The 24,812-nt window shown below is 42.3% G+C and carries 27 protein-coding genes and 1 tRNA gene; 14 read left to right on the top strand and 14 right to left on the bottom strand.

Annotation, left to right across the window (positions count from 1 at the left end):
- The first annotated feature begins 605 nt into the window (after window positions 1-605).
- From HWQ23_RS18445 to HWQ23_RS18435, 3 genes are all read left to right on the top strand, one after another.
- Complete coding sequence (locus HWQ23_RS18445) at window positions 606-2,000, top strand: S-layer homology domain-containing protein (protein WP_292830773.1); 1,395 nt, start codon at window positions 606-608, stop codon at window positions 1,998-2,000.
- A gap of 278 nt (window positions 2,001-2,278) precedes the next feature.
- Window positions 2,279-3,295 (top strand): SGNH/GDSL hydrolase family protein, encoded by a 1,017-nt coding sequence (locus HWQ23_RS18440; RefSeq protein WP_292830770.1) that lies wholly within the window; start codon window positions 2,279-2,281, stop codon window positions 3,293-3,295.
- 37 nt (window positions 3,296-3,332) lie between these two features.
- On the top strand, window positions 3,333-4,376 hold the full coding sequence (locus HWQ23_RS18435) for a M42 family metallopeptidase (RefSeq protein ID WP_292830815.1): 1,044 nt from the start codon (window positions 3,333-3,335) through the stop codon (window positions 4,374-4,376).
- A gap of 54 nt (window positions 4,377-4,430) precedes the next feature.
- On the opposite strand, the gene HWQ23_RS18430 is transcribed toward HWQ23_RS18435, so the two are convergent.
- From HWQ23_RS18430 to HWQ23_RS18420, 3 genes are all read right to left on the bottom strand, one after another.
- On the bottom strand, window positions 4,431-4,769 hold the full coding sequence (locus HWQ23_RS18430) for a type II toxin-antitoxin system PemK/MazF family toxin (protein ID WP_292830767.1): 339 nt from the start codon (window positions 4,767-4,769) through the stop codon (window positions 4,431-4,433).
- Window positions 4,756-4,965, bottom strand: a complete 210-nt coding sequence (locus HWQ23_RS18425) for a toxin-antitoxin system, antitoxin component, Xre family protein (RefSeq protein WP_292830764.1) — start codon at window positions 4,963-4,965, stop codon at window positions 4,756-4,758. The genes HWQ23_RS18430 and HWQ23_RS18425 overlap by 14 nt, the downstream gene beginning before the upstream one ends.
- Window positions 4,966-5,068: 103 nt before the next feature.
- Window positions 5,069-5,638 carry a tetratricopeptide repeat protein gene (locus HWQ23_RS18420; protein ID WP_292830761.1) on the bottom strand — a complete coding sequence of 190 codons (570 nt, stop codon included), beginning with the start codon at window positions 5,636-5,638 and terminating at the stop codon, window positions 5,069-5,071.
- Between the two features lie 285 nt (window positions 5,639-5,923).
- Between HWQ23_RS18420 and HWQ23_RS18415 the strand changes: the two genes are divergently transcribed.
- Entirely contained in the window at window positions 5,924-6,193 is a 270-nt protein-coding gene (locus HWQ23_RS18415; RefSeq protein ID WP_256874952.1) for a DUF2281 domain-containing protein, read from the top strand.
- The gene (locus HWQ23_RS18410) at window positions 6,180-6,524 is read left to right on the top strand and encodes a type II toxin-antitoxin system PemK/MazF family toxin (RefSeq protein ID WP_292830756.1); all 345 of its coding nucleotides are present in this window, start codon (window positions 6,180-6,182) and stop codon (window positions 6,522-6,524) included. Before HWQ23_RS18415 ends, HWQ23_RS18410 begins: the two co-directional genes overlap by 14 nt.
- Window positions 6,525-6,699: 175 nt before the next feature.
- Here HWQ23_RS18410 and HWQ23_RS18405 read toward each other — a convergent pair whose 3' ends face one another.
- Both HWQ23_RS18405 and HWQ23_RS18400 read right to left on the bottom strand, forming a co-directional pair.
- Window positions 6,700-7,134: a DUF5615 family PIN-like protein gene (locus HWQ23_RS18405; protein ID WP_292830753.1), complete on the bottom strand. Its 435-nt coding sequence runs from the start codon at window positions 7,132-7,134 to the stop codon at window positions 6,700-6,702.
- Window positions 7,046-7,474 carry a DUF433 domain-containing protein gene (locus HWQ23_RS18400; protein WP_292830751.1) on the bottom strand — a complete coding sequence of 143 codons (429 nt, stop codon included), beginning with the start codon at window positions 7,472-7,474 and terminating at the stop codon, window positions 7,046-7,048. Before HWQ23_RS18400 ends, HWQ23_RS18405 begins: the two co-directional genes overlap by 89 nt.
- A 112-nt stretch (window positions 7,475-7,586) precedes the next feature.
- Here HWQ23_RS18400 and HWQ23_RS18395 point away from each other — a divergent pair, with 112 nt between their 5' ends.
- Window positions 7,587-7,811: a hypothetical protein gene (locus HWQ23_RS18395; RefSeq protein ID WP_292830748.1), complete on the top strand. Its 225-nt coding sequence runs from the start codon at window positions 7,587-7,589 to the stop codon at window positions 7,809-7,811.
- Between the two features lie 181 nt (window positions 7,812-7,992).
- Window positions 7,993-8,430, top strand: coding sequence for a hypothetical protein (locus HWQ23_RS18390; RefSeq protein WP_292830745.1), 438 nt, complete (start codon window positions 7,993-7,995; stop codon window positions 8,428-8,430).
- 130 nt (window positions 8,431-8,560) lie between these two features.
- Here the strand turns inward: HWQ23_RS18390 and HWQ23_RS18385 are convergent, their stop codons facing one another.
- A complete protein-coding gene (locus HWQ23_RS18385) occupies window positions 8,561-8,827 on the bottom strand; it encodes a hypothetical protein (RefSeq protein ID WP_292830743.1) in 267 nt (88 codons plus the stop codon).
- Window positions 8,828-9,051: 224 nt separating this feature from the next.
- A tRNA-Thr gene (locus HWQ23_RS18380) sits at window positions 9,052-9,124 on the bottom strand.
- 33 nt (window positions 9,125-9,157) lie between these two features.
- Here HWQ23_RS18380 and HWQ23_RS18375 point away from each other — a divergent pair.
- A complete protein-coding gene (locus HWQ23_RS18375; protein WP_292830741.1) occupies window positions 9,158-9,451 on the top strand; it encodes a DUF3493 domain-containing protein in 294 nt (97 codons plus the stop codon).
- Between the two features lie 93 nt (window positions 9,452-9,544).
- Here the strand turns inward: HWQ23_RS18375 and HWQ23_RS18370 are convergent, their stop codons facing one another.
- The 4 genes from HWQ23_RS18370 to HWQ23_RS18355 all read right to left on the bottom strand — a co-directional run bounded on the left by HWQ23_RS18370 (window position 9,545) and on the right by HWQ23_RS18355 (window position 14,897).
- Window positions 9,545-10,267, bottom strand: coding sequence for an ankyrin repeat domain-containing protein (locus HWQ23_RS18370; protein WP_292830738.1), 723 nt, complete (start codon window positions 10,265-10,267; stop codon window positions 9,545-9,547).
- Between the two features lie 521 nt (window positions 10,268-10,788).
- Window positions 10,789-12,480 (bottom strand): DUF1565 domain-containing protein, encoded by a 1,692-nt coding sequence (locus HWQ23_RS18365; protein ID WP_292830735.1) that lies wholly within the window; start codon window positions 12,478-12,480, stop codon window positions 10,789-10,791.
- Window positions 12,481-13,053: 573 nt separating this feature from the next.
- Complete coding sequence (locus tag HWQ23_RS18360) at window positions 13,054-13,479, bottom strand: hypothetical protein (protein WP_292830732.1); 426 nt, start codon at window positions 13,477-13,479, stop codon at window positions 13,054-13,056.
- Window positions 13,480-13,934: 455 nt separating this feature from the next.
- Window positions 13,935-14,897: a M48 family metallopeptidase gene (locus HWQ23_RS18355; protein WP_292830730.1), complete on the bottom strand. Its 963-nt coding sequence runs from the start codon at window positions 14,895-14,897 to the stop codon at window positions 13,935-13,937.
- 138 nt (window positions 14,898-15,035) lie between these two features.
- On the opposite strand from HWQ23_RS18355, the gene HWQ23_RS18350 reads away from it, so the two are divergent.
- The 4 genes from HWQ23_RS18350 (at window position 15,036) to HWQ23_RS18335 (ending at window position 20,028) form a co-directional block, all read left to right on the top strand.
- Window positions 15,036-16,592, top strand: coding sequence for a helicase C-terminal domain-containing protein (locus HWQ23_RS18350; protein WP_292830727.1), 1,557 nt, complete (start codon window positions 15,036-15,038; stop codon window positions 16,590-16,592).
- Between the two features lie 170 nt (window positions 16,593-16,762).
- Window positions 16,763-16,978 (top strand): DUF2839 domain-containing protein, encoded by a 216-nt coding sequence (locus HWQ23_RS18345; protein WP_099104385.1) that lies wholly within the window; start codon window positions 16,763-16,765, stop codon window positions 16,976-16,978.
- Window positions 16,979-17,287: 309 nt separating this feature from the next.
- Window positions 17,288-19,381 (top strand): prolyl oligopeptidase family serine peptidase, encoded by a 2,094-nt coding sequence (locus HWQ23_RS18340; protein WP_292830722.1) that lies wholly within the window; start codon window positions 17,288-17,290, stop codon window positions 19,379-19,381.
- A 170-nt stretch (window positions 19,382-19,551) separates the two neighbouring features.
- A complete protein-coding gene (locus tag HWQ23_RS18335) occupies window positions 19,552-20,028 on the top strand; it encodes a Uma2 family endonuclease (protein ID WP_292830719.1) in 477 nt (158 codons plus the stop codon).
- 98 nt (window positions 20,029-20,126) lie between these two features.
- Here the strand turns inward: HWQ23_RS18335 and HWQ23_RS18330 are convergent, their stop codons facing one another.
- Window positions 20,127-20,264, bottom strand: coding sequence for a hypothetical protein (locus HWQ23_RS18330; RefSeq protein WP_292830716.1), 138 nt, complete (start codon window positions 20,262-20,264; stop codon window positions 20,127-20,129).
- A complete protein-coding gene (locus HWQ23_RS18325) occupies window positions 20,257-20,508 on the bottom strand; it encodes a YlcI/YnfO family protein (protein WP_292830714.1) in 252 nt (83 codons plus the stop codon). The genes HWQ23_RS18330 and HWQ23_RS18325 overlap by 8 nt, the downstream gene beginning before the upstream one ends.
- Before the next feature lie 210 nt (window positions 20,509-20,718).
- On the opposite strand from HWQ23_RS18325, the gene HWQ23_RS18320 reads away from it, so the two are divergent.
- On the top strand, window positions 20,719-20,883 hold the full coding sequence (locus tag HWQ23_RS18320; protein ID WP_292830712.1) for a hypothetical protein: 165 nt from the start codon (window positions 20,719-20,721) through the stop codon (window positions 20,881-20,883).
- A 152-nt stretch (window positions 20,884-21,035) separates the two neighbouring features.
- Here the strand turns inward: HWQ23_RS18320 and HWQ23_RS18315 are convergent, their stop codons facing one another.
- Window positions 21,036-21,518, bottom strand: coding sequence for a hypothetical protein (locus HWQ23_RS18315; RefSeq protein WP_292830710.1), 483 nt, complete (start codon window positions 21,516-21,518; stop codon window positions 21,036-21,038).
- Window positions 21,519-21,926: 408 nt separating this feature from the next.
- Between HWQ23_RS18315 and HWQ23_RS18310 the strand changes: the two genes are divergently transcribed.
- Entirely contained in the window at window positions 21,927-24,704 is a 2,778-nt protein-coding gene (locus tag HWQ23_RS18310) for a M16 family metallopeptidase (protein ID WP_292830708.1), read from the top strand.
- Window positions 24,705-24,812 lie beyond the last annotated feature (108 nt).

Genomic DNA, 24,812 nt, shown 5'->3' with positions numbered 1-24,812 from the left:
TGATTACAGAAGCCGACACTGTACTTGGTACTCCAAGTCAGTGTGGGTAGTTCACTCAGTTATATCCTCTGGTAATTGAATATTTCCAGAACTATCTGAAAAATTGATTCACCATCTAGTACAGTGGGCGCGTAAATAAACATACCATTTCAAATAGCGCAAGAGCTTGGAATACAGTTATGCGTGACTTTTGACTTTTGACTTCCGCCTTGCGGTACTAGTAGTCTGCCAGATTAATTTTGATCAGTTCGTAGTGGGTGGCTCTAACCCTCATCTCAGAAGTAAATAGAGCAGCAAAATCACAAAACTATTATCTAGCAAGCATTCCAGATTTATTTGTGTTTTTTTTACTTTCAATGTTAGTTTGCCAGAATTTTAGGGAATTCTATAAATAAGCATGGGAATAAAACCTAATGGCTGTACAACAAAGACAACACGGTAGCTTTTGCTACCGTTTACTAATTTTTTGAGATATGATCATCTTCACAAATAGGAAGAGGAGCAGGGGGAGTGGAAAAGAGCAAGGCGCAATCCCCCCATTCCCATTCCCATTTAATGAACAGTCTGCGCTAGGGTAGGAATTGAAACTCAATTTGTGATTTCCTGTGCTTCCCTGTAAACGTCCAGCTGTATTTCTAATTTGGGCTGTTCTAATCACTTCGTTAACAGCCTGTGCTAACAATCCAGTCGCCAAAAACCTTGAGGAATCTTTGGCGGCAGATCCGAAGCTGCAAACCAATCCAGTTGTCTTTGGAGAATCTCAGGGTAATCAAGCGCAAGCACAGCAAAACGAATCAACAATTCAGTTACCAGCTGATTTTCCCAAAGATATCCCCCTATATTCCAATGCCAAACTACAGGAAGTTACACCTGCTAGCGGTTCAGAAAACAGAGTCTCAACTCGTTGGTTGAGTTCTGATCCCAGCAACTTTATTGCTAGCTTTTATCGCAGCCAGTTTCAAACAAATAACTGGCAGATTTTGCAACAGCCAACAGATGATGCCGGAGGTGGCTTTGAGGCACGTCGTAATGATTTGCTGTTGAAGGTTTCCATTCAGCCTAAATCAGTTACTAACGCCACACCCAATCAACCCCAAACAGCCACTGAATTATTGATTCAGTACGTACCGAATAGTACTGCAACGGCACAACCTACTCCAAATACAAATCCTAACGAAACTACTAACGCCGTTTCTCAACCAGGTAATCCCCAGTTCATTGGCCCGGTATCACCCGCAAACTTGACAGCACAGCCACCAAGCACCGCTAATAACCAAATAACTCTTACAGCCACACCTGAATCTCAGGCATTCAACGATCTCAATAAGGTACCGCAAGAATGGCGGCAACATATCCAAGACTTAGCTGCATTAGGTGTTTTGTCTGTGGAACCAAAGGCAACTAAGAGCAACTCTACTAGCACAACTAACCAGTTTGAACCCAGTAAAATCGTTACACATCGGGAATACGCCCGTTGGCTAATTGCTGCTAACAATGCGATGTATGCCAGCAATCCCGCTAAACAAATTCGCTTGGTATCAGAAAGTACTCAACCAGTTTTTGGTGATGTGTCGGCAAAAGACCCTGATTTTCCAGCAATTCAGGGATTAGCCGAAGCTGGGTTAATTCCTAGTCCTTTGTCTGGAGATTCTACAGCAGTTTTGTTTCGTCCTGATGCACCCCTAACGCGGGAACAGTTGCTGCTGTGGAAATTACCCCTAGATACTCGCCAAGCTTTACCCTCTGCTAACTTAGATGCAGTTAAACAAACCTGGGGTTTCCAGGATGCAGCGCGAATTGACCCCAAGGCTTTAAGAGCAGTGTTGGCTGATTACCAAAATAGCGAACAATCGAATATTCGGCGGGTGTTTGGTTATACGACTCTGTTTCAACCCAAAAAATCAGTAACTCGTGCTGAAGCTGCTACGGTTTTGTGGTACTTCGGCACTCAGGGTGAGGGTGTATCGGCTGCTGAAGCTTTAAAGTTAAAGCGCGGTTAGTCTCCCTATACCATAAAAGTGGAGGATTACCATCCTTTAATATGTAAATTTTGCCATTTCTCTGTAATATACCTATTTTTTCTCAATAAATTGTAAATCTAAGTATTTTCAGCGTTTTTACCTGTGTTTGATGAACTTTTGGGGCATAGTTAAGTAAAACAACCTAAATGAACTCAATAGACGTACTTAGTTTTAAAGTAAGTCAAACGACAATTTGTCAGACTATCACCCTTTCATTACTTTTAAACAAACTAAAAAATACCACAGGTAAAACGAATATGAAAAAACAAGCTGTAGCAGCAGGATTTGTTCTATTTTCTTTCATGTTGCCGACCAAAGCCTCGGCTGCGAGTTTTGATCAGCTTTATGTATTTGGTGATAGTCTTTCCGATACAGGCAATATATATAATGCTACGGCTAAAACATACCCTGCAAGCCCACCTAACTTTGAAGGACGTTTTTCCGATGGGCCGCTCTGGGTAGATTATCTCGGAGATCAGCTAGGATTAAAGCCTACTTTATTGACTACTATTGCTTCCACACCTCCTACCCAAGGGATAAACTTCGCTTTCGGTGGTGCTGGCTCTGGTTTAGGTAATGCTGTAGTTCCCAATCCAAATTTACCGGGAGTACTCAAACAAGTCCTTGGTTTTGCTGGAACTCTGAAAGCAAATAATCAAACTGCTGATTCAAATGCACTTTATACATTGTGGGGAGGTGCAAATGATTTCTTTTTTCTCAACCCCAAAGACTCTAGCACGCCAATCAATAATATATCCCTGGCGTTGAATACTCTGGTAGGAGTGGGCGCGAAAAATATTTTGGTGTTTAACTTGCCAGATTTGGGACAGCTACCAGCAGCGAAAATCAACGATCGCAACCCTACAACTCTTAGCAAATCGACTAATGAGTTTAACTTAGGTTTAGCAAAAACTGTGAGCGCTTTGAGTCAAAACCCAAATCTCAACATCTTCTCTGTTGATACTTATTCTTTATTTAATCAGGCAAGTGCATTAGGTTTTACGAATGTAACCGAGTCTTGTCTATCTAGGCTAGATATATGTAACCCAGGTAACAACAAGTTTCTCGTCTGGGACGGTTTCCACCCAACCACGGCTGCTCATCAGGTGATAGCAGATGCAGCACTGGCGGCGATTGAGGCTAAGTCTGTCCCTGAACCTGCGATCAACTTGGGGATTTTAGCCCTTGGTGCTTTTGGTGCGGTAGGAGTGCTGAAGCGTCAACAAAAAAGGTCAGCACTTGTATCAGCAGGTCGGGTTGTTGATGCACAATAGTCTCATATAACAGTTGAAAACTGAGCTAACTGTATTGATGTGGGATTACGATCGCTTATTTCAAATTATTGAAGAATTAGTCATGCACCATTCTCCTAGTGGTGCAGAAGCCGAGATTAACCAGTTGTTGATGCAACGATTTGCGGCGCTAGGTGTGGAAGTCTGGTGCGATCGCGCCGATAATATTATTGCGAAAATTCCAGGGAAAAATCCAGACCGAGCGATCGCTATCACCGCACACAAAGACGAAATTGGCGCAATTGTCAAGAATATCGGTGATGAAGGTCGTGTCAAAGTCAGCAAACTCGGCGGTTCTTTCCCGTGGGTTTACGGCGAAGGCGTTGTAGATTTACTGGGAGACAACGAAACGATTAATGGTATTCTCAGCTTTGGTTCCCGCCATGTTTCCCATGAATCGCCCCAGAAAGTGCAGCAGGAAGATACTACTGTGAAGTGGGAAAATGCCTGGATTGAAACGAAGCTTACATCTGCCGAATTAGAAGCAGCTGGCATTCGACCTGGAACTAGAATGGTAATCGGCAAGCATCGGAAGCGTCCAATTCGGTTAAAGGATCATATTGCTGGTTACACTTTGGATAACAAAGCCTCTGTTGCAATTTTGCTAGCTTTGGCTGAAAACGTGAAACAGCCAGTTGTTGATGTTTATTTAGTGGCATCAGCAAAAGAAGAAGTGGGAGCAATTGGGGCGCTATTTTTCACCCAAAATCAGCGTTTGGATGCCTTGATTGCTTTAGAAATTTGTCCATTATCTGAGGAATATCCTGTTAAAGATGGGGAAAGTCCTGTACTTTTATCTCAAGATGCTTATGGGATATATGATGAGGGGCTAAATGGGCAACTGCGCCATAGTGCCAAGCAACTCGATATGCCAGTACAGTTAACAACTTTGAGTAGCTTTGGTAGTGATGCTTCAATTGCGATGAAATTTGGTCATGTTGGGCGTGCTGCTTGTTTGGCATTTCCTACCCAAAATACACATGGATATGAAATTGCTCATTTAGGAGCGATCGCTAACTGTATCGATTTGTTAAAAGCTTTCTGCGAAACTGAGTTTGAGTGATATTTAGAGGCTTTGATTTGAAGGAGCGATGCCTACGGCGGTAAACTACGCATATCAACCCAAAATAGTCAGAAAAAGGTTTTGCAAAGTCTGAAGGTCTGGCTCCTCAAGTCGTCCTAACTTTTTAATCACTAGCCCTTTATCTATGGTAGTCAAAACTGGTTTGATAATTGAAGGTTTGAGAAGACCAGCTACTCGCCATGCAGTAATTGTGATTTCACCAAAGGAAGTTGCTGGATTTGCTTGACTGGTGATGGCTATCAATATTAAATCCGAACGCTCACGTTGATAGCTATTAGAACTCACAACCACTGCTGGACGTTTTTTAGTAGTAGTTTGGTCAGTAAAGGGAAACGGCACTAAAATAACATCACCAAATTCATAGTTTGTCATATTCTGCATCGTCAGGGTTATCCCAGATTTTGAGCAGAACTGGTTCAGAAAGTTTTGCTGCTGCAAAGGTAAGGCTATGGTCTGTATTTTGCAGATTCAGAGAATCAATAAAATCTTCAACTAGCAAAACTTTTTCGGGAGGTAGCTGGCGGATTTTTTCAAGTAGTCTTTGCTCTGAAATACTATCAGTCTGCATTATTTAGATTCTCCTAACCTTGCCTGTATTGGTTGCTTTATGCATTCATTATAGTTTTTGGTTATCTCTAGCGATGAAGGCGATCGCTAACTGTATTGATTTGTTAAAATCTTTCTGCGAAACTGAGTTTGAGTGATAGTTCGAGGCTTTGACTGGAATGAGCGATCGCATTTTCGATGTTCTCTGCCCTGTCTCCTTTGATTCTCTCCCTGTAGGCATTTGCGAGATTATTTTGCTTTAATGCCCATTGTTGGGGAAAAGCTGAAGGGGTGTAGACAATTAAAGCAGCAGTAGAAGCAGCGATCGCTTTTTCGATATTCTCTGCCTTGTCTCCTTTGATTCTCTCCATGTAGGCATTTGCGAGATTATTTTGCGTGGTTGCCCAATATTGAGGCAAAGCTTCCCTGGTTGTGACAGTTAAAGCCGCAGTATAAGCAGCGATGGCATTTTCGATATTCTCTGCCTTGTCTCCTTTGATTCTCTCCATGTAGGCATTTGCGAGATTATTTTGCGTGGTTGCCCAATATTGAGGCAAAGCTTCCCTGGTTGTGACAGTTAAAGCCGCAGTATAAGCAGCGATGGCATTTTCGATATTCTCTGCCTTGTCTCCTTTGATTCTCTCCATGTAGGCATTTGCGAGATTATTTTGCGTGGTTGCCCAATATTGAGGCAAAGCTTCCCTGGTTGTGACAGTTAAAGCCGCAGTATAGAACCCATTTGGGATCTATTCTTCCGTCTATAAGTCTTGTGTAAAGCTAGATTTCATACTTTTGCAGCAATTACTCTATGATTTCCCGCCCTATGGTTACTAGGTTGTTTAAAACAGCCTTCTGGCAACCCTCCTATGTCTAGAAAAGATATCAAATGGGTTCTATAAAATAGTGCGATTGCCGATCTTGTACTTTACAATCAAAATCATAAGTAATATTAATCCTTCTAAATTCCAAAAGGAGTAATTATGAGTACCGAAACAGCCCTATGGAAAATCATAGAAAATTTGCCCAGTTCCCTGAAAATTGAACTTTTACATTATGCCGAATATTTAATCACTAAATCTTCAACACTTCCACAAGTCGAAGATGTAACCGTTTTAGAAACCAATACAGAAGAAAGAGAAAATTGGCAATCCTTCTCTTTAAATAACTTAAATCAATGTTATGCAGAAGATGAACCAGAATATGCCATAGAATCAATTAAAGAATATAACCCTAATTATGAAAGAAGGTAACATCATACTAACTCCTATTCCTCAAGCAAATGGAGAAATAAAAAACCGTCCTACGCTGATTTTGAGAGAAATGCCAAAATATCAAGACTTTTTGATATGTGGGATTAGTACACAATTAAAACAATATATTCCTAACTTTGACGAAATCATTTCACCTAATGATGATGATTTTAAATTCAGTGGGTTAGTTCGTCAATCTGTTATTAGATTAAGTTTTTTATCTGTCATTACTCGTAACAGTATAATTGGCTCAATTGGCACAATATCAACAGAAAGGCATAAAAAACTATTACATAATCTTAGTCAATATCTAATTCAATTAATAGAGTAATCGCCGCAGATATCAATCCTACAAAATAGTGCGGGCTACGCCAATGCATTTGTGATTTTAGCGATCGCATTTTGTGTTTGCAATTATAGATTTGGGGATGCCTGGATTGGGCTACGCTAACGCATTTGTTATTTTGGCGATCGCAAAGTTCTGTTTCTCAATTGATACGCTATTCTCATCGCCATTGATTTAACCAACATATTTGCCCAGGCCAGTCTTCTGCTTGAGTTTCTGATAGCAAGCGATCCAATGCTTGAATGAGGTCAGACAAATTCCAACTATTTTGTGCCGCTAGAATAATGCCTCTATGCTGCGGATACTGAATAACCAAGGACAAGAAATCTTTGATGTTGAAGGTAAAAATACACCGTCCGTTATCTGTGGCTTTCAACAATTGCATTTCATCGCTAGCATCTTCTGGCATCCATTCATTGGGAGTGCGAGTCACATCATGACCACGAGCAACTAGAGCCGTATGCAACGCTTTAATGGAGGTGTCTGCATCTAAATGCAGCAGGAGTTTAGACACCAGCAGTTTCAATTGCTTGTTCTGTAGCGATCGCTTCATCAATCTCGGTACGATGGGCAGTGTAAAAACCCAGTGCGTCATTGATCTGAGCTTCAGTAATACCATACTGTTGGACAATTTGCTCGCAAGACCAGCCCCACTGATGAGCAGCAATCGCTAGAGTTTGCACTCGAATTCCTGTACCACTAACAACGGGAATTTTTTGGCCACTGCTTCCAATACGATAGCTAATCAAGGGAAAGGAGGGGTCGTTCAGTTGATGGCGAAGGAAGGCAACTTTTTCTGCTACTGCCCACAAAATAAATTGATCGAGGGAAATTCCTTGGCTAGTTGCCCATTGCTCTATCTCTTGCTGTAGTTGAACAGGTAAATTGACCAAGTAGGAAGGCATTTGCTGAAGCTCAATGAATTGACTTTTCATTACTTGCTTTATTCTAAGCGATCGCCCCGTAGCAGTTTCAATTTATCGTTTGTGATTTTGGCGATGCCTGGGTTGGGCTACGCCAACGCATTTGTTATTTCGGGGTTCGCAATTGTTATTTCGGGGTACGCAATTGCTATTTCGGAGTTCGCATTTGTTATTTCGGGGTACGCAATTGTTATTTCGGGGTACGCAATTGTTATTTCGGGGTACGCAATTGCTATTTCGGGGTACGCAATTGCTATTTCGGGGTAGGCAATTGTTATTTCGGGGTAGGCAATTGCTATTTCGGGGTTCGCAATTGCTATTTCGGCGATCGCATTTATTGATTTTGTGATTACTGTTGCTGATTGTACTTATTCTCAAACAACAAATCGATATGAAAAATGAGTAAAAACACAGGCAAACTCGTAATTATTTCGTTTAACTTTTAATGAAATAAATCCACAAAACTACCCATCTCAGGCAAAATGATACTCCACTATATTGAAAAAGTAATTATTAAAAAATGATGTGTTATGTCTTTAAAAACTCGTGGTTCTGCTGCTATTGACAAAGCCCAACTTCGTCTCGCCTTGCTTAAATCTATTGATGAAAATCTGGATTTAGGACATGGGTTAACCATTGAAGCTTACACTCACTTAATCAACACTACCCGTGCTGTGCTAGAAGCTAATAATACGCTGGTTTCCAATCTGGAAGAATCGCGTAAAACAGTAACCCAGATGGATAAAGCTCTCTCCGAAATATCTGAACGAATGCTAAGTGGAGTTGCAACTGTCTACGGCAGAAACAGTATAGAGTATTCCAAGGCTGGCGGCTCTAATCGAAAACGAAATAAACAATCTAGTTCAAAAGTTACTCCACTTATAGCGGTTCTTACTACTCAACCTACTCAAGCTGTAATTGCGAATGCGTCAAGTAACGGTAATGGCACAACTCCATTGCTGCAATAATCCACCTGACTTGAAAATCGGAGTAGGGGTGTTAAATCAGTACTGTAGTGGCGTGGCAAGCAAAAAAATTGTGCATTAGATGTAGGTTGGGTGGAGCGGAGCGCAACCCAACACATATCAGGATGTTGGGTTACGCAAAGCCTCCAACGCCACTTGCTACAACGCGGGGAACCCGCGCAACGCAGTGGCTCCCCAACCTACAATTTTTTTGCAACATTTTAGCCTTGCCACGCCAATAGGCTGCGTTAGGATGAAATCCGTAACGCACCATTCGTAAGGATTTGGTGCCGAACTCTCGCCGATAAAACAACGCCAGTGACGCTCCGGCGTTGCTAACGCTCAAGTCGGGAAACCCGCCCACGCGACTGGCTCCCCTACGTATCTTTTCAAAAATCAAATAGTAGTCCCATAATAGGGGTTTAAATCTATCTAAGCTCCATATATAAATTGTTGCTTTCCAGAAAGATGACAATAAATTGTCACCAATACATACGGAAGCGAATTATTAGGTTTGATGAGAATAATTTGTCACAACGATATCAATGTGTCACCGACGACAGATAATTAGTCACTGTACATTGATTTATGTCAAACTTGACTATTGAGTAATGCTTTTACCAAAGCCGATGATGGGACTCGAACCCACGGCCTGCTGATTACGAATCAGCTGCTCTACCAACTGAGCCACATCGGCGTACACAATCTGTAAGTATAACATGATTTAATCATGGTGGATCAAAATCCCAAAAATCGGCTTAATCCTGAACAATACGCCAGCCTCAAAGCAGAAATAGCTGCTCCTTATCGCGGTTTACGACAATTTATCTATATCGCTTTCGGTGCTTCTGGCTCACTCGGTGCATTCGTCTTTTTCTTCCAAGTGCTTGCCGGACGGGATGTTGAGAGCGCTTTGCCTAGTTTAGCTCTCCAAGTAGCGATCGTTGCCCTAATGGTCTTCCTCTGGCGCTGGGAACAGCGTCGGCAACAACGCCCCCAATCGGGTAAAAATCCTAATGCCTGAAGGCAGTTCAACAGTTGAAATTACAAACTGGGCATCGATAACCCTGTGTTAACATTATCGCCACAACGCCGAGACTACAACAATAAAAAAACGTTAATCAAACTTTTGAGAGTGTGGAAATAGTTCATCAATTGCTTGCTCAACTAACCTGAATACAGGTTCAGGATACAGCGATGGATTTTGGGTGACATTTTCAATAAACTCATAGCTAATGGTTTTAAGATCAGCACCTTTCTCTAAGAGAAACTGAGTTAAGGGTGAATACGAGCGAGTTAAGGGTGAATAGGAGCCTCGACTCAAAGCAAGTGTTAGAGGTGTAAGTCTATCATGACTTAAGTGGTTAACATCTGCTCCTCGCTCAATTGCTTGTTGCACATCAGCAACTCTATCAAGTATAAGAGCATAAATCAAAACTTCATTGGGATGGAATTTTTCAAAGCCTTTCTTACTCGCATTTTTTGCTTCTCGCCACTGGTATATACTCTTAGCGAATCCTTCTACCTGTTCTTTTGATCTCCAAGGCCGCATATAAAACGATCCTTTTAGCTTTGGTAAATAGACATATTGTGCCCGCCAATTAGTTAGTCGCTTCTCATGGATAATCATTTTGACTAATTTGGATGAGCCACGATGACGACCTACAACAACTATTTTATCGTAACCATCACCCCAAATTTGAGCAGAACAGTAAACCTTTGTGTTTGGACTGAAATGCTTTGTCCCATACTGGATTTCATGGTTTTCACCAAACGGTTGCTCCGAAATCACATTTGCAACTAGACACCATTCAAGACGTTTTTCAAATTGCTCAGTCATGGTTCACGTTCAGATAGCCATTAAGCATAATTTTATCGCAAGTTACTGATTTCACTATCTGAGCAATGAGAGAGAAAAAATAAAAAAATTATTAGGAAATTCCAAAAAGCAAAAATTTCTGAGAAATTAGAAAGCGTTGAAACGGGGTCAGCCAATATAAAGACCCTGACTATAAACCCAATCACATTCAAATGAATGGGGTCAGCTATATTTAAAGACCCCTAAAATTAAGAAAACTCACTATATTGGAAGCGCCAGACTGACAAATTATCAGCCTGGCGCTTCCAATTTGCTAACTAGTACAGCATGGCGTAAATAAACCTAAGCTAATCGGCATTTAAGTTGCATAATCAGGGCGGGCAAGATGCCGACCCCACAAGATATTGATAAAATTTTGATATGCTTTCTTAGATGTGTTTTAGCTTACTATTTCATTACAGCCAGAAAGCCCAAAATTAAAGCTTTTTGACTTTTGACTTTTGACTTTTGACTTTTGACTTCCGCCTTGCGGTACTACGCATTTACTGAGCTGTTACCAAATAGGATGAAGGAATTGGTTGAGCACGTCCAGCATTGACGAGTGCCTGGTAAACAAAGGCAGCAACTTCGGCTCTAGTCGCTTGACGGTTAGGATTGAGTTGCTTCGCTGTAGGATAGTTGATCACTAGTTGCCGTGCAGTTGCCGCAGCAACAGGTGCGATCGCATAATTAGGAATCTGGGCAGCATCGGTGTAAAAGGAAAGGACATTCTGATTATTCGTAGTTAAGCCCAAACCATTAGCTAAAGAGACTAACGCCTGGACTCTGGGAATTTGCTGCTGTGGCTTAAAAGTGCCATCGGGATAACCAGAAACAAATTGACTCTGGTAAGCAGATTGAATTGCAGCGTAAGCCCAGAAATTGCTTGCTACATCCTTAAACTTAATCACTGGGCGTTTGGCTGATGGTGTTAGGGCTTTAGTGACAATAGTGGCGAATTGAGCGCGGGTTACAGGTTCATTGGGTTTAAAGCTGCCATCAGGAAAGCCAGCAATAATATTTTGGGAGGCTAAAGCTTGGATGTAGTTTTTTGCCCAGTAATTTGCTGGCACATCTTTAAATGCGACAGACCCTCCAGGCGGTTTAACAGTTGCGGCAACAAAATCTACTGAGCCGAAAATCTTTTTCTGATCGATATCGTTGCCAACAGCGATAATTTGACCGGTTTTAGTGGCGTTGTTCACATCATAACGAGTGTTATTGCGGATAAGATTGCCGCCAGGATTTTCGTTAGTGCCAAGGTCGGGTAGAGCATTAACAGTTGCTACTAAGCCATCTCGCTTATTGTTCTGAATGACATTGTTACGCAATACGGGCTTGGCTGACTCTGAGATAAAAAGACCGTCTTGGTTTTGGATGATTTGGTTTTCCACAATTAGGGGTGTGGAAGTGCCACCGATCGCTAGACCAAAACCAGTATCCTGAAATAAGTTATTCCGAATTTCTCCTTGAGCAGCTTTAGCAATTGAAATCCCATTGCCTTTGTTTTGCACAAATTGGTTACTTTCAATTTTGGGATTGCCTGTACCCGTAACAAAAACACCCTCTCTGACACTGTTAGTAAAAGTACTATTTTTGATAGTGGGATTAGTTGACTCCACCCACACACCCGTACCCCGGCTATTTGGGTTGGTGACGGTGACACCGGCGATCGTCGTATCTTGGTCGGCAAGGATGGTAATGTCCTGTCTGGCAAAGGTGCGACTAGTGTAAAAACCTCCACCTGTAATCAATATCCCCTCACCTTTAGTAGGTTCATCACCCCGCAGTGTCACCCCTGGTTTAAGCAAGAGCGGGAAGGTTTCGCCACTTTCCTGGTTATAGTTCCCAGGTGCTAATTGAATAACTGCACCTGGTTGGGCTTGACTGAGAGCGAAACTGATGCTTTTGTAGGGTGCAGCTGACGTTGTACCAGCACCAGCACTATCTGCACCATTTGCTGGATTAACGTAAATCACTGCGGCTGTTGCCGGAGCTTGCGCTGTGAGAGTTGAGCCGATACCTTCTGGGTGAGTAGCACCAGCATTAACCTCACCAGGTAGTAGTATTGACCCACTACAAACAACAAGCATTGCCGTTAGTCCGGCTCCCACGCGCAAAGTATATCTGAGATGACTGCTAGAAAGAAGGCAAAAATTTTTCGCCTTAGAAATGTGAAAACCCCGATATTTCATTTTTTGAGTCTGTGATGTGCTGAATTACGGTATGTCGAACTAGGTTGAAGGTAGCAGCCTTGTAGCTGCTATAAACCCATGCAAAACTATACTGGATGATTAGCACTGATTCAGCTAAATTCCTTAGATAGATCACAGAACTTATACATTAGTTATATTATGTTATTCAGAAAATTTTACTCGTACACCATTCCTGACAGTTCAAGGCAAAATTAGTTTTGTCAATAGTAATTACGCTATAAATCAGGCAGCTATCGAAGTATAAAATTAAATTTTGCACTGATATTTTGGGGAGCAAGCAACTTCTAAAAAAGTATTTAAACAGTCTGGGCAGATTAAACTCAGCAACAAATTATCGTCACCCGATTCTAGATGCTTTTAAGGTTCTGTGAATGCAGTGGCAGTTTATACAAAGCCATGTCTGACTATATTTGACTATACAGAACTGAACTATAAGATACTTAGAAGAAAAAGTGCGATCGCTTGATCGGATTTTATCCAAAAGGCGATCAGAGGAAATATTATGATATCTTCTCTGACAAAGGCTGAATATTTTACTATCAAAGAAAAACTTCATTTTTGCTCTAATTTGAGCGAATGCCTAGAGGAAATTGCTTTCAGTTTCAAGTTAGTAAATTGTACGATCGCCTTTACCAACTCTTGCTGTTCTGGTTGCAAATTCAGTTTTACTAGGGCTTGATTGATATTATTACCAGCCCGGAGATTGTGAGTAAGTTGGGCACGTTGCGATGGGTTTAAGACTGCCCCAATTTCCTTGTTTCTTCTCTGACGCACAGCCTGGAGTTGTTGGCTTTGTAGGGGAGTCAGGTTAATCTCCGACGAGGTGGAGTAGCTTACAGTTTTGGTAGTTTGGCCGAAAATGACACCAGAAGTAGTATGGAGTTGAACGCGTGCAGCTAAGGCAATTCCCGGCATGAAAAGCACAAGAGCTAGAATAGCAGCGAACACAAATAGCCGTTTTATCAAGTGAATTGCCATATTGAGAAATGCCCACATCTAATTTAATGCTGAGATATAGTCAAGCAATTTTTAAGTCTTAATTTTGAATCTTGGACTTATCCCACCCTCAAGAGGATAGTAGTCCAGCTAGAAAATATTAAGTAGATCGGCGTAAATAAATATAATATGTTTTGTCATTGCGAACGCGAGTGCGTCTCGTAGAGAGGAGGAACGACGTTCGCGAACAGCGTGTCGCAGACAAGCAATCGCAAAGACTGGGATTGCTTCGTTCCTCGCAATGACATCTTATGTTTAATTATGCCCGCCTACTTATCCGCTTTGAGGGTATCCAAAAAAACTAGAGTGGCAAAGGTTAGCTCTCAAACATAAAAGAAAGTAGTAATCACCGAACAAAGGTAGGGTTACGGTGCGTGTAACCTATTGGGTAAAATGGATGTGGTGCATTAGGCTTGTCTAACGCACCCTAAAACAATTTACTTAGGTCTTCTCATTCTGTCGATTTCTCGTTGTAATTCTTCAATTTGACGGCGCAAAGTTTCTGTTTCATTCGCGGAAGATTCTGCTGCAACATTTACTGCTCCGGCGGCGGGCGATCGCTGATAATTTCCGCGGCGAATTTGCTGATATTCTTCGGATACTGCCCAGGCTCGTAAGTAATGCAAGCGTTCAACTGGGAAAGGATGAGTCAACATCGTACCCTGAGCGCCATTGTACATTAAGAATTTATACACCTGATTTAGTCCATCTTCATCCAGTGCCTGATAATTTTCTGACTGCTTGATAAACTCTTGTAAACTACATTCATTGGCATATTTGTTACTACCGCCAGAGAGTTTCATCATCGTTGACATCACGGGATTCAAGTCATCCATCACTAGTAGTGCGGCGCGATCTGACGATAACTCGGCTTTACGCCGCCACTCAAAAAAGGCGTAAATCAAGCCTTGTGTGACAAGATTACCGATGCCAAAGGTCAATTCTCCCAAGGCAGAAGCAGCACTCATTGCCCACATCGCCATTTGAATTAAAATAGTATGACCACATTTAATATGCCCCAGTTCATGGGCTAACACTGCCCGAATCTCGGCTTCGTCTAGTAAGTCTAGTATCCCTGTATTTATGACTATGTAAGGATTTTCTTGCCCCAGCGCATAGCTATTTGCTTGGGGATTTTGCGAGACAAACAGTGTAGGTTCTGGGTAAATGTCCAAATCTCGGACGCATTCCCGAAACATTTGGTAAATAGTGGAATATTGACGCGGCCCGACTTGGATGGTGTTACCCATTAGATAGACTAATTGAGGGCGTTCGTAGATAAATTCCACAAATTTACGAGCGATTAAATCAAATCCCGGTAAATTTCGTAAAGCTTGCTCGGCTTGCCGATCTAGTGGATGCCTGAAGGCTTCGCTGGAAATTCCTGTGTAAGTTGGCATAATTCAGGGTATTGGGTGATTGGTCATTAGTCATTGGTGATTGGTCATTAGTTTTGGACAAATGACCAATGACAAATGACAACATAATAGAAATGGGGCTTTGTTCGTAAAAGTCACTTTGTATGGAATTAAAAGCGTGTGATTGAGGCAGAAGTTCATTTGTCACTACATAACTTTTTGCGATCGCAAGCGGGGTTCCCTTCCTGGCCCCATCATTTGACGATGGCACGGTTGGTAGCACGCGCCTTGCGCCTGGGACGTAGCGCCCTAATTCAAGTAGGGGCAGTTTGTGGCTATCAAGGGCGGTATCGTACTAGTTTCGTAGCATCAGCTCTAATGTGGCATGGCCCTGTAATTATTGTTGCTCAAGAAGCGGTGCAGCAACTTCTGCTGCGGGTGGAAATTCCCCGCCTACAACAGTGGCTACCAGCCAACAAAGCGATTAGAACAGGTGACGCTTGGCCTGGTACCCAGTTCCAAGGGCTACTGTTAACCTCCCCAGAAGCTTGGTTAAGAGGACAATTTGCTGGTGGCTCGTGCTTTCCCCAAGGTATCCCCACAATTATTGATGGGGTAGATGATTTAGAAGATTGGGTGCGTGATCAACTCACCCAAGATATTCAACCCCATGATTGGGATCAACTCATGCTGGCTTGCCCAAACCAAGCTGAGGCAATTCGTGAAGCACGGATACAACTAACACACGAACTTTTTCAGCATCCTGTCAATCCCTATGAATGCTATCTAATTTCCCAGCCAGAAATAGAAATTTTAAGCCGTCTTTATTCTGCTTTAGAGTCAGTACAAGAACTACCAGAACCTTGGAAACAATTCTGGAAACAATTTCAAACCCTTGATGAAAATTCTCCCCCTGCCTCCCCTCCTCTTTTTTGGGCGACTATTGCCCATCGACAAGGTTTATTTTCTTTGCACTACGCCCCAATGGAATTAGGCGAAATACTCTCGCCCATTTGGCAGCGACAACCAGTAGTTTTAATTGGCAGCGCTATAGAACCGGAAACTGAGGCTCCTCTTTTCCGACAGCGCCTGGGTTTGGACGATTTAACTTGCCTGAAGTTCTCTTCGGAAAGTCAAGCAGAAGCAATTCAACTGTATGTACCTTATAAATTGCCCCTACCTAACACGCCAGAATTTCAAGCGGCATTTATTCACAAAGTCCGCACACTGGTTTGTCTAAGTGCTACAGCACCGGGATTGACGGTTGTCTTGGTAGGGGATGTACCACTGAAGTCTCAAGTTGCGACAATTTTGGCCTCAGAGTTTGGTTCGCGGGTGCAAGTAGAAAAAACTTGTTTAGATGAAAATGGCATTTTGATTAGCGGTTGGGAATTTTGGCGAGAACATCAACGAGTCTTGCCGGCACCTCATCTGTTAATAATTGCTACTTTGCCTCTACCATCTTTGGAAAATCCTCTAGTAGCTGGTAGGGTAGCTCGTTATAAGCGATCGCATCAAGATTGGTTTCGTTTATATTTGTTGCCAGCAGCCTTGAATGAATTACAACGGGCGATCGCTCCAGTCAGAGAAAGTCAAGGAATCGTTGCTTTACTTGATAGTCGTGTGGTTAACCGTAGCTACGGCGCTCAAATTCTCGCAGCTTTAAGTCCTCTAGCACGGATTAACTATCTCGATCCGAGTCTGTTTTCTAACACTAGTGAAGAAAATTCCGCTTAAAGTTCAATGCCCCATGCCCGATTTAAATTTTGTCAACCAAAGCGCGATCGTTCAAAAGCAAGCATTATTATCAGCTTATGAAATGAAGGTGATGCGATTCATCGCCTTTCTGTAGACATGATTTCTGGCAAGATAAATTTAGAACCTAAATAAAATTTGAGTTGCTGATTATGGGTGAAGCAAAGCGTCGTAAAAGCACACTAGGGGAAACATACGGTAAAGAGACTCGGATCTTGCCTTGGCTTCCGATCACAAAAACTCAAGCCGAACTTTTTGTGAGTTGGACTAGTCGTGGTGCCTGGATAGGCATTGGACTGATGGTTGTAGGATGGGCAACTATCCGTTTTATCGGCCCAGCCTTCGGTTGGTGGCAAGTAGTCTACTAAATGCTGCTGTTACCAGTAGGCAAAAAGGTTAAGGCTTGATCCTCCCTAACCCTCCTTAAAAAGCAGGGAACTAGAGCAAACCAATTTATCGCGGGGTTGGGGGATCTTCCGGGGCAAAATATCACTAAACCAAGCGTATTGGTTTATACTTGCTTGCTGATTAAAATCCTAACAGGACTGCTTGCTGGTTAGTAGTACCTCAGCAGGTACTCTTTTGAATGGGAATTTTTCCGCAGGTTTGGTCAGTGTATGCCCCACGTCTTGGGTCTATCTTTGTAGTATGTAAAGAAGCACTTTTGACCTGAGATTATGTCCTCCTCTGAAAAACCTCTCACCTACCCATCTAGCCACAAGAGCAATCAAGTCGATAACTACCACGGTACTTTAGTCGCAGATCCTTACCGTTGGTTAGAAGATCCTGACTCTGAAGAAACAAGGACTTGGATTGAAGCAGAAAATCAAGTTACTTTTGGCTACTTGAGTGAAATTCCTACCAGAGAAAAAATTAAACAGCGCCTCACCAAACTTTGGGATTATGAAAAATATGGTATCCCTTTTAAAGAAGGCGAATCTCTGCCAGACGGTTCGGGCGATCGCTACTTTTATTTTAAAAATGACGGACTGCAAAACCAAAGTGTCCTCTACACTCTGAAAACCCTCGACGACCAACCCAAAGTTTTACTCGACCCTAATAAACTTTCAGAAGATGGCACTGTTGCTCTTTCAGGATTGTCTATTAGCGAGAATGCTAAACTTTTAGCATACGGTCTATCTGCCTCTGGTTCTGATTGGCAAGAGTGGAAAGTCCGCGATGTCGAAACTGGTGAAGACCTCCAAGACCACCTGAAATGGATTAAATTTTCTGGTGCATCGTGGACACATGATCATCAAGGTTTCTTCTACAGTCGCTACGATGAGCCGAATGAAAAAACTCAATTAGAAGATGTTAACTATTATCAAAAGCTCTACTATCATCAACTAGGTAAACCCCAATCAGAAGATATACTAATTTATCATCGTCCTGACCAAAAGGAATGGGGTTTTGGTGGTGGTGTTACTGAAGATGGACGCTATCTAATAATTTCAATTTGGCTGGGAACTGACCCCAGAAATTTGCTTTTCTTTAAAGATTTGACTAACCCTAATGCTGAAGTCGTAGAACTAATTAACCAATTTGAGGCAGATTACAGCTTTATCGACAATGATGATAACGTGTTTTATTTCCGCACGGATTTAAATGCTCCACGCGGACGAGTGATTGCGATTGACACCAAAAACCCTGCGCCAGAAAATTGGCGAGAAATCATTCCCCAATCTGCGGAAACTTTGGAAAGTGTAGGCATACTCAATAACCAATTTGTTGCTGATTACCTCAAAGATGCTCACAGCCAAATCAAAATTTTTGACCTCAAAGGTGCGTTTGTACGCGAGGTAGAACTACCTGGACTCGGTTCAGCAGGTGGCTTTGGTGGTAAGCGTCATGATACCGAAACTTTTTATAGTTACACCAGTTTCACCACACCAGGAACTATCTATCGCTACGATATGATAAGTGGGAAAAGTACAGTTTTTCGCCAACCACAAGTAGATTTTAATCCTGCTGATTACGAGACTAAACAAGTCTTTTATGACAGCAAAGATGGTACTAAAGTCCCCATGTTTATTACCCACAAAAAGGGCATGAAATTGGATGGGAATAACCCCACTTATCTCTATGCTTATGGCGGTTTTAATGCCTCAATGACACCTGGTTTTTCTGTGAGTCTTTTGATATGGATGGAGATGGGTGGTGTCTATGCTATGCCGAATATACGCGGTGGTGGAGAATACGGCGAAGAATGGCATCAAGCAGGAATGAAAGAGAAAAAGCAGAATGTCTTTGATGACTTTATTGGCGCTGCTGAGTGGTTGATTGCTAACAAGTATACTAAGACTGAGAAGCTAGCGATCGCAGGTGGTAGTAACGGCGGTTTATTAGTGGGTGCTTGCATAACTCAACGTCCCGATTTGTTTGGTGCAGCTTTACCAGCAGTCGGCGTGATGGATATGTTGCGGTTCCACAAATTTACCATCGGTTGGGCTTGGACTTCCGAATATGGTTCAGCAGATAATCCAGAAGAGTTTCCAACGCTATATGCTTATTCGCCACTACACAACATCAAACCAGATACAGCTTACCCAGCAACCTTAATTACCACAGCCGATCATGACGATCGCGTTGTCCCTGCTCATAGTTTCAAATTTGCCGCAGCTTTACAAGAGGCTCACGCTGGTGATGCGCCAACGCTAATTAGAATTGAGACTAAAGCCGGACATGGTGCGGGTAAACCCACAGCTAAAATTATTGAAGAAGCCGCCGATAAATGGGCTTTTTTGGTGCGTACTTTGGATGTTGAAGTTTAGGGGTTAATTTATTTGTAGGGTGGAATGGCACTTACTTAAGCAAAAGTTGCTGCTTAGATCCCCGACTTCTTGAAGAAGTCGGGGATCTAAATCCAGTGGATTTCAAAAATTAAATCGTGTTGCTATAGATAAGTTAAAATTAAATCAATCACTCTAGGCAAATATTAATTATGAGATGGGAAGAAGTTTGTGAACACAAACAATTACAAGATTTACCCTTCAAAATTGAATTAAATAAATGGGGTCAAATCGTAATGAGTCCAGTCAAAATTAAACATTCTTTTTATCAAGGAAGAATCCAACGTTTATTAGAATCTTTATTGAATACAGGAGAAGTGATGCCAGAATGTGCTATCAACACATCAGACGGCGTGAAAGTTGCTGATGTTGTCTGGTGTTCAGAGGAACGATTTTCTCAAATTGAAGATGAAGTATCAGCATCTATTGCACCAGAAATTTGTGTAGAAGTCAAATCCAGTGGTAACACTTTGGAAGAAATGGAATTTAAAAGAAATTTATATTTAGAAGCTCAAGCTGTGGAAGTATGGTTATGTAATGAACAAGGTCAAATGAAATTCTATAATGAGCAAGGTGAATTAGAGCAATCTTTGTTAGTTCCTAACTTTCCTAAGCAAATTAAACGGTAATTGCAGAGAAGAGGGGAGAGAGCGTAGTTTACCGCCGTAGGCATCGCTTAAATTACCTAGTTTTAAAATACATCTTAAAATTATTCATAAACATATACTTAATATTTTCGTTGTAGTTGGTCAACAGAAATTATCTTACCTTCTTCAACATTGTTCTTTGCTTTAGCAAACGCTTCTTTAAAACCCTCTATTTTCAACAATTCTTCAGTTGCTTCATTACACAAAACTCTAGTCACGTCGCCCTTCGTCCTCTCTGAGGCTGCGAATCAAATCTGTAGAGGCTGGTTGTATCCCAGTTTTAGTAACGGTTTCGCTGCGGGCAATTATCCGTTGATGGGCTGCCCATCCCCTGCGGCGGCTTACCTCACGTTCTAAAGCTTCAACCACTAAATCATTCAGGGATTCGCTACCCTCTTTAATTTTCTTAGCTTTGACAAGTAAATCAGCCGGAAACCGAATTGTTAGGGCTTCGCGTTCCATAGCGATAAGTGCAACCAAATATTGATACCATTTATTATAACTGCTGTATATTCAGGGGCAAGACACTGAATACCATTCCTCGCGCAAAATGGCGAACCATAACTCGTCTACCCAGTCGCATCAACTAATATCACTCTATAGGACTAGTATAAGATTTTTGAAATGCACTATTTTGGACTGTCTAGGCTAAAATAGTGCATCAGACGTAGGTTGGGTGGAGCAGAGCGCAACCCAACTGATTATCAGGATGTTGGGTTACGCAAAGCCTCCACCCAACCTACAATTTTTTTGCTGGTCTACCCAGTCGCATCAAATAATTATCACTCTATAAATGCGATCGCTCATAAAAATGACAAGTTGGAAAATCTGTTGTAATCAGAGATTTATCAAAAGATGTTATCACCCAGATGCCAAATTAAAAGGCAATCAGGTTAAGCAGTAAGGGTGGAGGAAACAATTATTTACCTTCACCCTTAATGCTTTCCTCCATCTGAGCAAGAAGTTTAATTTATTTAACTCTCTTGTGCTTAAAACGCCACAGCTTGGGCTGTCCCTTTCAGATGGATTGTTGTATAAATTTGTTTCTGTCCCTGGTTGAATTGAGGAATCACAGAAAAGCGGTTGATTGTGGTGATTCCTTTAGTTTCAACTTTTACTTCGTTGCTAGATCCAAGGTTTACACGAGGTATGAGCAAGGTAAATGTGGTGTTGCCAGTGTCTATTGTCTTTTTAATAGTCACAGTAACTAGTGTACCAATTTCCGTATCTACACTACGGATCTCATTTCCCGTAAAGTTTAATGTCTGTTTCTGCTCTTGATAGTTGAAAAGAGGCTTACCAGTAAAGCTTGACGTTGAGTAATTAATACTGACTTTCTCGCCTTTGGAATTATACCCTGTGAAATTATACAAGTTCGGTGTTTTTTCTTCTAAGGCATGAGATTGTAATACAGGTATTGCTGCTAAGGTTATACCTAATGTAAATGATGCAATTAAGTTTCTTGTTTGCATATTTAAAAAAGTTATTCCTAGTTTGACAAAGATATCTACCCTGATGGGATGACAATAAGAATGAAACCAATTATAAAAGTGGATATTCCGGAAAACTTGTCAAATGAAACACATCGCAATCGTTGTTAATATACTTGTAATAATTTGTACTAGTGCCTAAAGTTACATCTGTCTTGATAGAGAAGAAGTGGCAAAAAATAAGGAAAGGGATTTTTATACCCTCGTTGTGGGCTATTGCTCGTAGGTGTCTTGCAAATAGGTAAACTTGAAAACGGACTATTACGGCATGGCGGAAATGAAGCTACCATTGAAAATGGTAAAAAAGCCGAGTATGTAAATCTTTTGACTTCCAGAAAGCGGTACTAAGGTTTTGTTTTATAATTAGAAATTTTGCATTTCCCATTGCTTATGAAGCTACGCTCATATATGCTTGTAGGCTTTTTTCTCAGCCTTCTTTTAAGTATTGTGCCTTTTTCGGGCAATTTCACCAATGCGGCAACACCGACAGCAGTCGCACCTGTATCTGCTCTCTCATTCACCCAAGGGGTACAAAAAACCGTATTAGAGAACGGTTTAACAGTGCTGACCAAAGAAGTTCATACCGCTCCAGTGGTGAGTGTGCAAGTTTGGTATAAAGTTGGTTCACGTAACGAGGTTAAAGGAGAGAATGGCATTTCTCACCAGCTAGAACATTTGATGTTCAAGGGTACAACTGACCGTCCTGTACAGTTTGGCAGGTTATTTAGTGCCTTGGGTAGCCAGTTCAATGCCTTTACTAGTTATGACGAAACAGCTTACTTTGGCACAGTCCAACGAGACAAGCTCGAAGCATTGTTGACACTGGAAGCCGATCGCATGGAAAATTCCTTAATTGGGACTGAGCAACTCACAAGTGAAAAGCGAGTGGTGATCTCCGAGTTACAGGGGTACGAAAATTCACCAGCCTTTCGTCTGGATCGGGCAGTGATGCGAGATGCTTTCCCTACCAGAGCCTATGGCTTACCTGTGGGAGGCACAAAAGCAGATGTAGAGAAATTCACGGTGGAGCAGGTGCGGAATTATTACCAAACCTACTACAGCCCAGAAAATGCGACGCTGGTGATTACCGGGGATTTTGCCACAGAACCTGCACTCAAATTTGTGAAAGAAACTTACGGTAAGTTGCCAAAACGACCCAAGACGGCTGTGGCAAGAAATTCCGCCCAGGTGACTGCTGCTACCTCTGTTGCTAAAAAAGCGCCGATCGTGTTGAAGCAACCTGGAAGTGCGGCACTGCTGCAAGCGGTGTATCCGTTAACAGATATCAAGCATCCTGATGTCCCGGCAATTGATGTGATGGATGCCATCCTCACAGGTGGACGTAGCTCTAGACTTTACCAGGCTTTGGTGGAATCTGGACTCGCTAGTTCAGCGAGTGGGGGTGCTGCCGAACTTATCGAACCGGGTTGGTATCAAATTGATGCTACGGCGGCTCCGGGTCAAGAGTTGGGGAAAATTGCCCAGGTGCTTCAGGAATCTTTAGCAAAATTGCAACAGCAGCCAGTCACCACAGAAGAATTGAACCGGGCGAAGACGCAACTGCAAGCCTCGTATATTTTGGGTAATCAAGACATCACTAGTCAAGCTACTCAACTGGGATATAACCAAACTGTGGCGGGAGATTATCGTTTTATAGAAAAGTATCTGGCTGCGATCGCTAAAGTCACCCCTGCTCAAGTCCAGCAAGTAGCAAAAACTTACCTCAATCCGGCTAAACAAACCATCGGCTTCTTTGAGCCAACTCAACCAGATGGTAAACCAGGAACTTCCAGCGCTGCTTCTGGTCGCACGGTGGAAAATTTCAGCCCCGGTAAGCCTGTAGATCCAGCAGAACTGGCGAAATATCTCCCACCTGCCACATCAGCTACAGATTTGGGCAAACAACCACTCCCAGAAGAGTTTACCTTAAATAATGGTTTGCGGGTTCTGCTCTTGGGCGATCGCAACCTCCCCACGATTAACCTGAGTGGACAACTTAACGCCGGTGCTGAATTTGACGGCAATCAAAAAGCTGGATTAGCAAATCTGACTGCGAACAACTTAATGAATGGGACGCAGACTAAAAATGCTCTTAAGATCGCAAAAACCTTAGAAGACCGGGGAGCCAGTTTAGACTTCAGTGCTAGCCGCGAAGGAGTTAGCGTTAGTGGTCAGGGGCTTTCCGCAAACCTGCCGATATTGATTCAAACTCTAGCAGATGTGTTAGAAAACGCCACTTTCCCAGCCGACCAGTTAGAACTGAGTCGCCAGAGGGCGTTGACAAGTCTCAAAGTCCAGCAAGATGATCCCAAAGGACTGGGACGACAACTATTTCAGCAAGCAATTTACCCAGAAAATCATCCATTCCATAGCTTTCCCACAGCCGAGAGCTTAAAGAGCATTACTCGTGATGATTTGCTTGGCTTTTACCAGACACACTACCGACCAGACGGCACAACGATCGCCTTAGTTGGAGACTTTGAGCCAGTTAAGGTAAAAGCTTTGCTAAATCAGCAGTTTGGCAAATGGCAAGCCACAGGTAAGCCACCTGTGCTGAAAATAGCATCCGTGCCATTACCGCAAACTTTGACACGTTTAAACAAAGTAATTCCTGGTAAAACAGAGGCTGTTACCTACATCGGCTATAACGGCATCTCTCGGAAAGACCCGCGTTTTTATGCAGCACTGGTGCTGAATCAAATTTTGGGTGGTGATACCTTATCGAGCCGCTTGGGTACGGAAGTACGCGATCGCCAAGGTTTGACCTACGGTATCTATAGTGGTTTTGCCGCCGGAATCAATCCCGGCCCGTTCTTGATTCAGATGCAGACTGCCCCTGGAGATACTCAAAAAGCGATCGCCAGTACTCTGGCTTTACTCAAACAGTTGCGCGAACAAGGAGTAACTGAGGGTGAATTCAACGCGGCAAAACGCTCAATTACCAATAGCTACCCTGTGGATTTAGCTAATCCCAGTGATGTATCAAGCATGATTTTGGATAATGCTGTCTTGGGACTTTCACGATCAGAAATCCGAGACTTTCCCCAGAGGATTCAAGCAGTCACTATGACTCAGATACAACAGGCAATTGAGGATTTAATTAAGCCGGGAAATCTGGTGATTGTCACCGCCGGCCCTTTTGATACTGCACCCAAGATTGGATCGTAATTTCACATAAAGGTGCAAAGCACATCTTTGCGCCTTTACCTGAACGCTTACGATTAGACCTTTTGCTTTTATTCGGATTTTTGTCAGGAAATCTATTGAGCAATACCG

This window comes from Nostoc sp. JL33 (assembly GCF_017114985.1).
Lineage (GTDB): Bacteria > Cyanobacteriota > Cyanobacteriia > Cyanobacteriales > Nostocaceae > Nostoc.
Note: the sequence above shows the minus strand (reverse complement) of the source record. Positions and strands in the feature narration are given on the sequence as shown.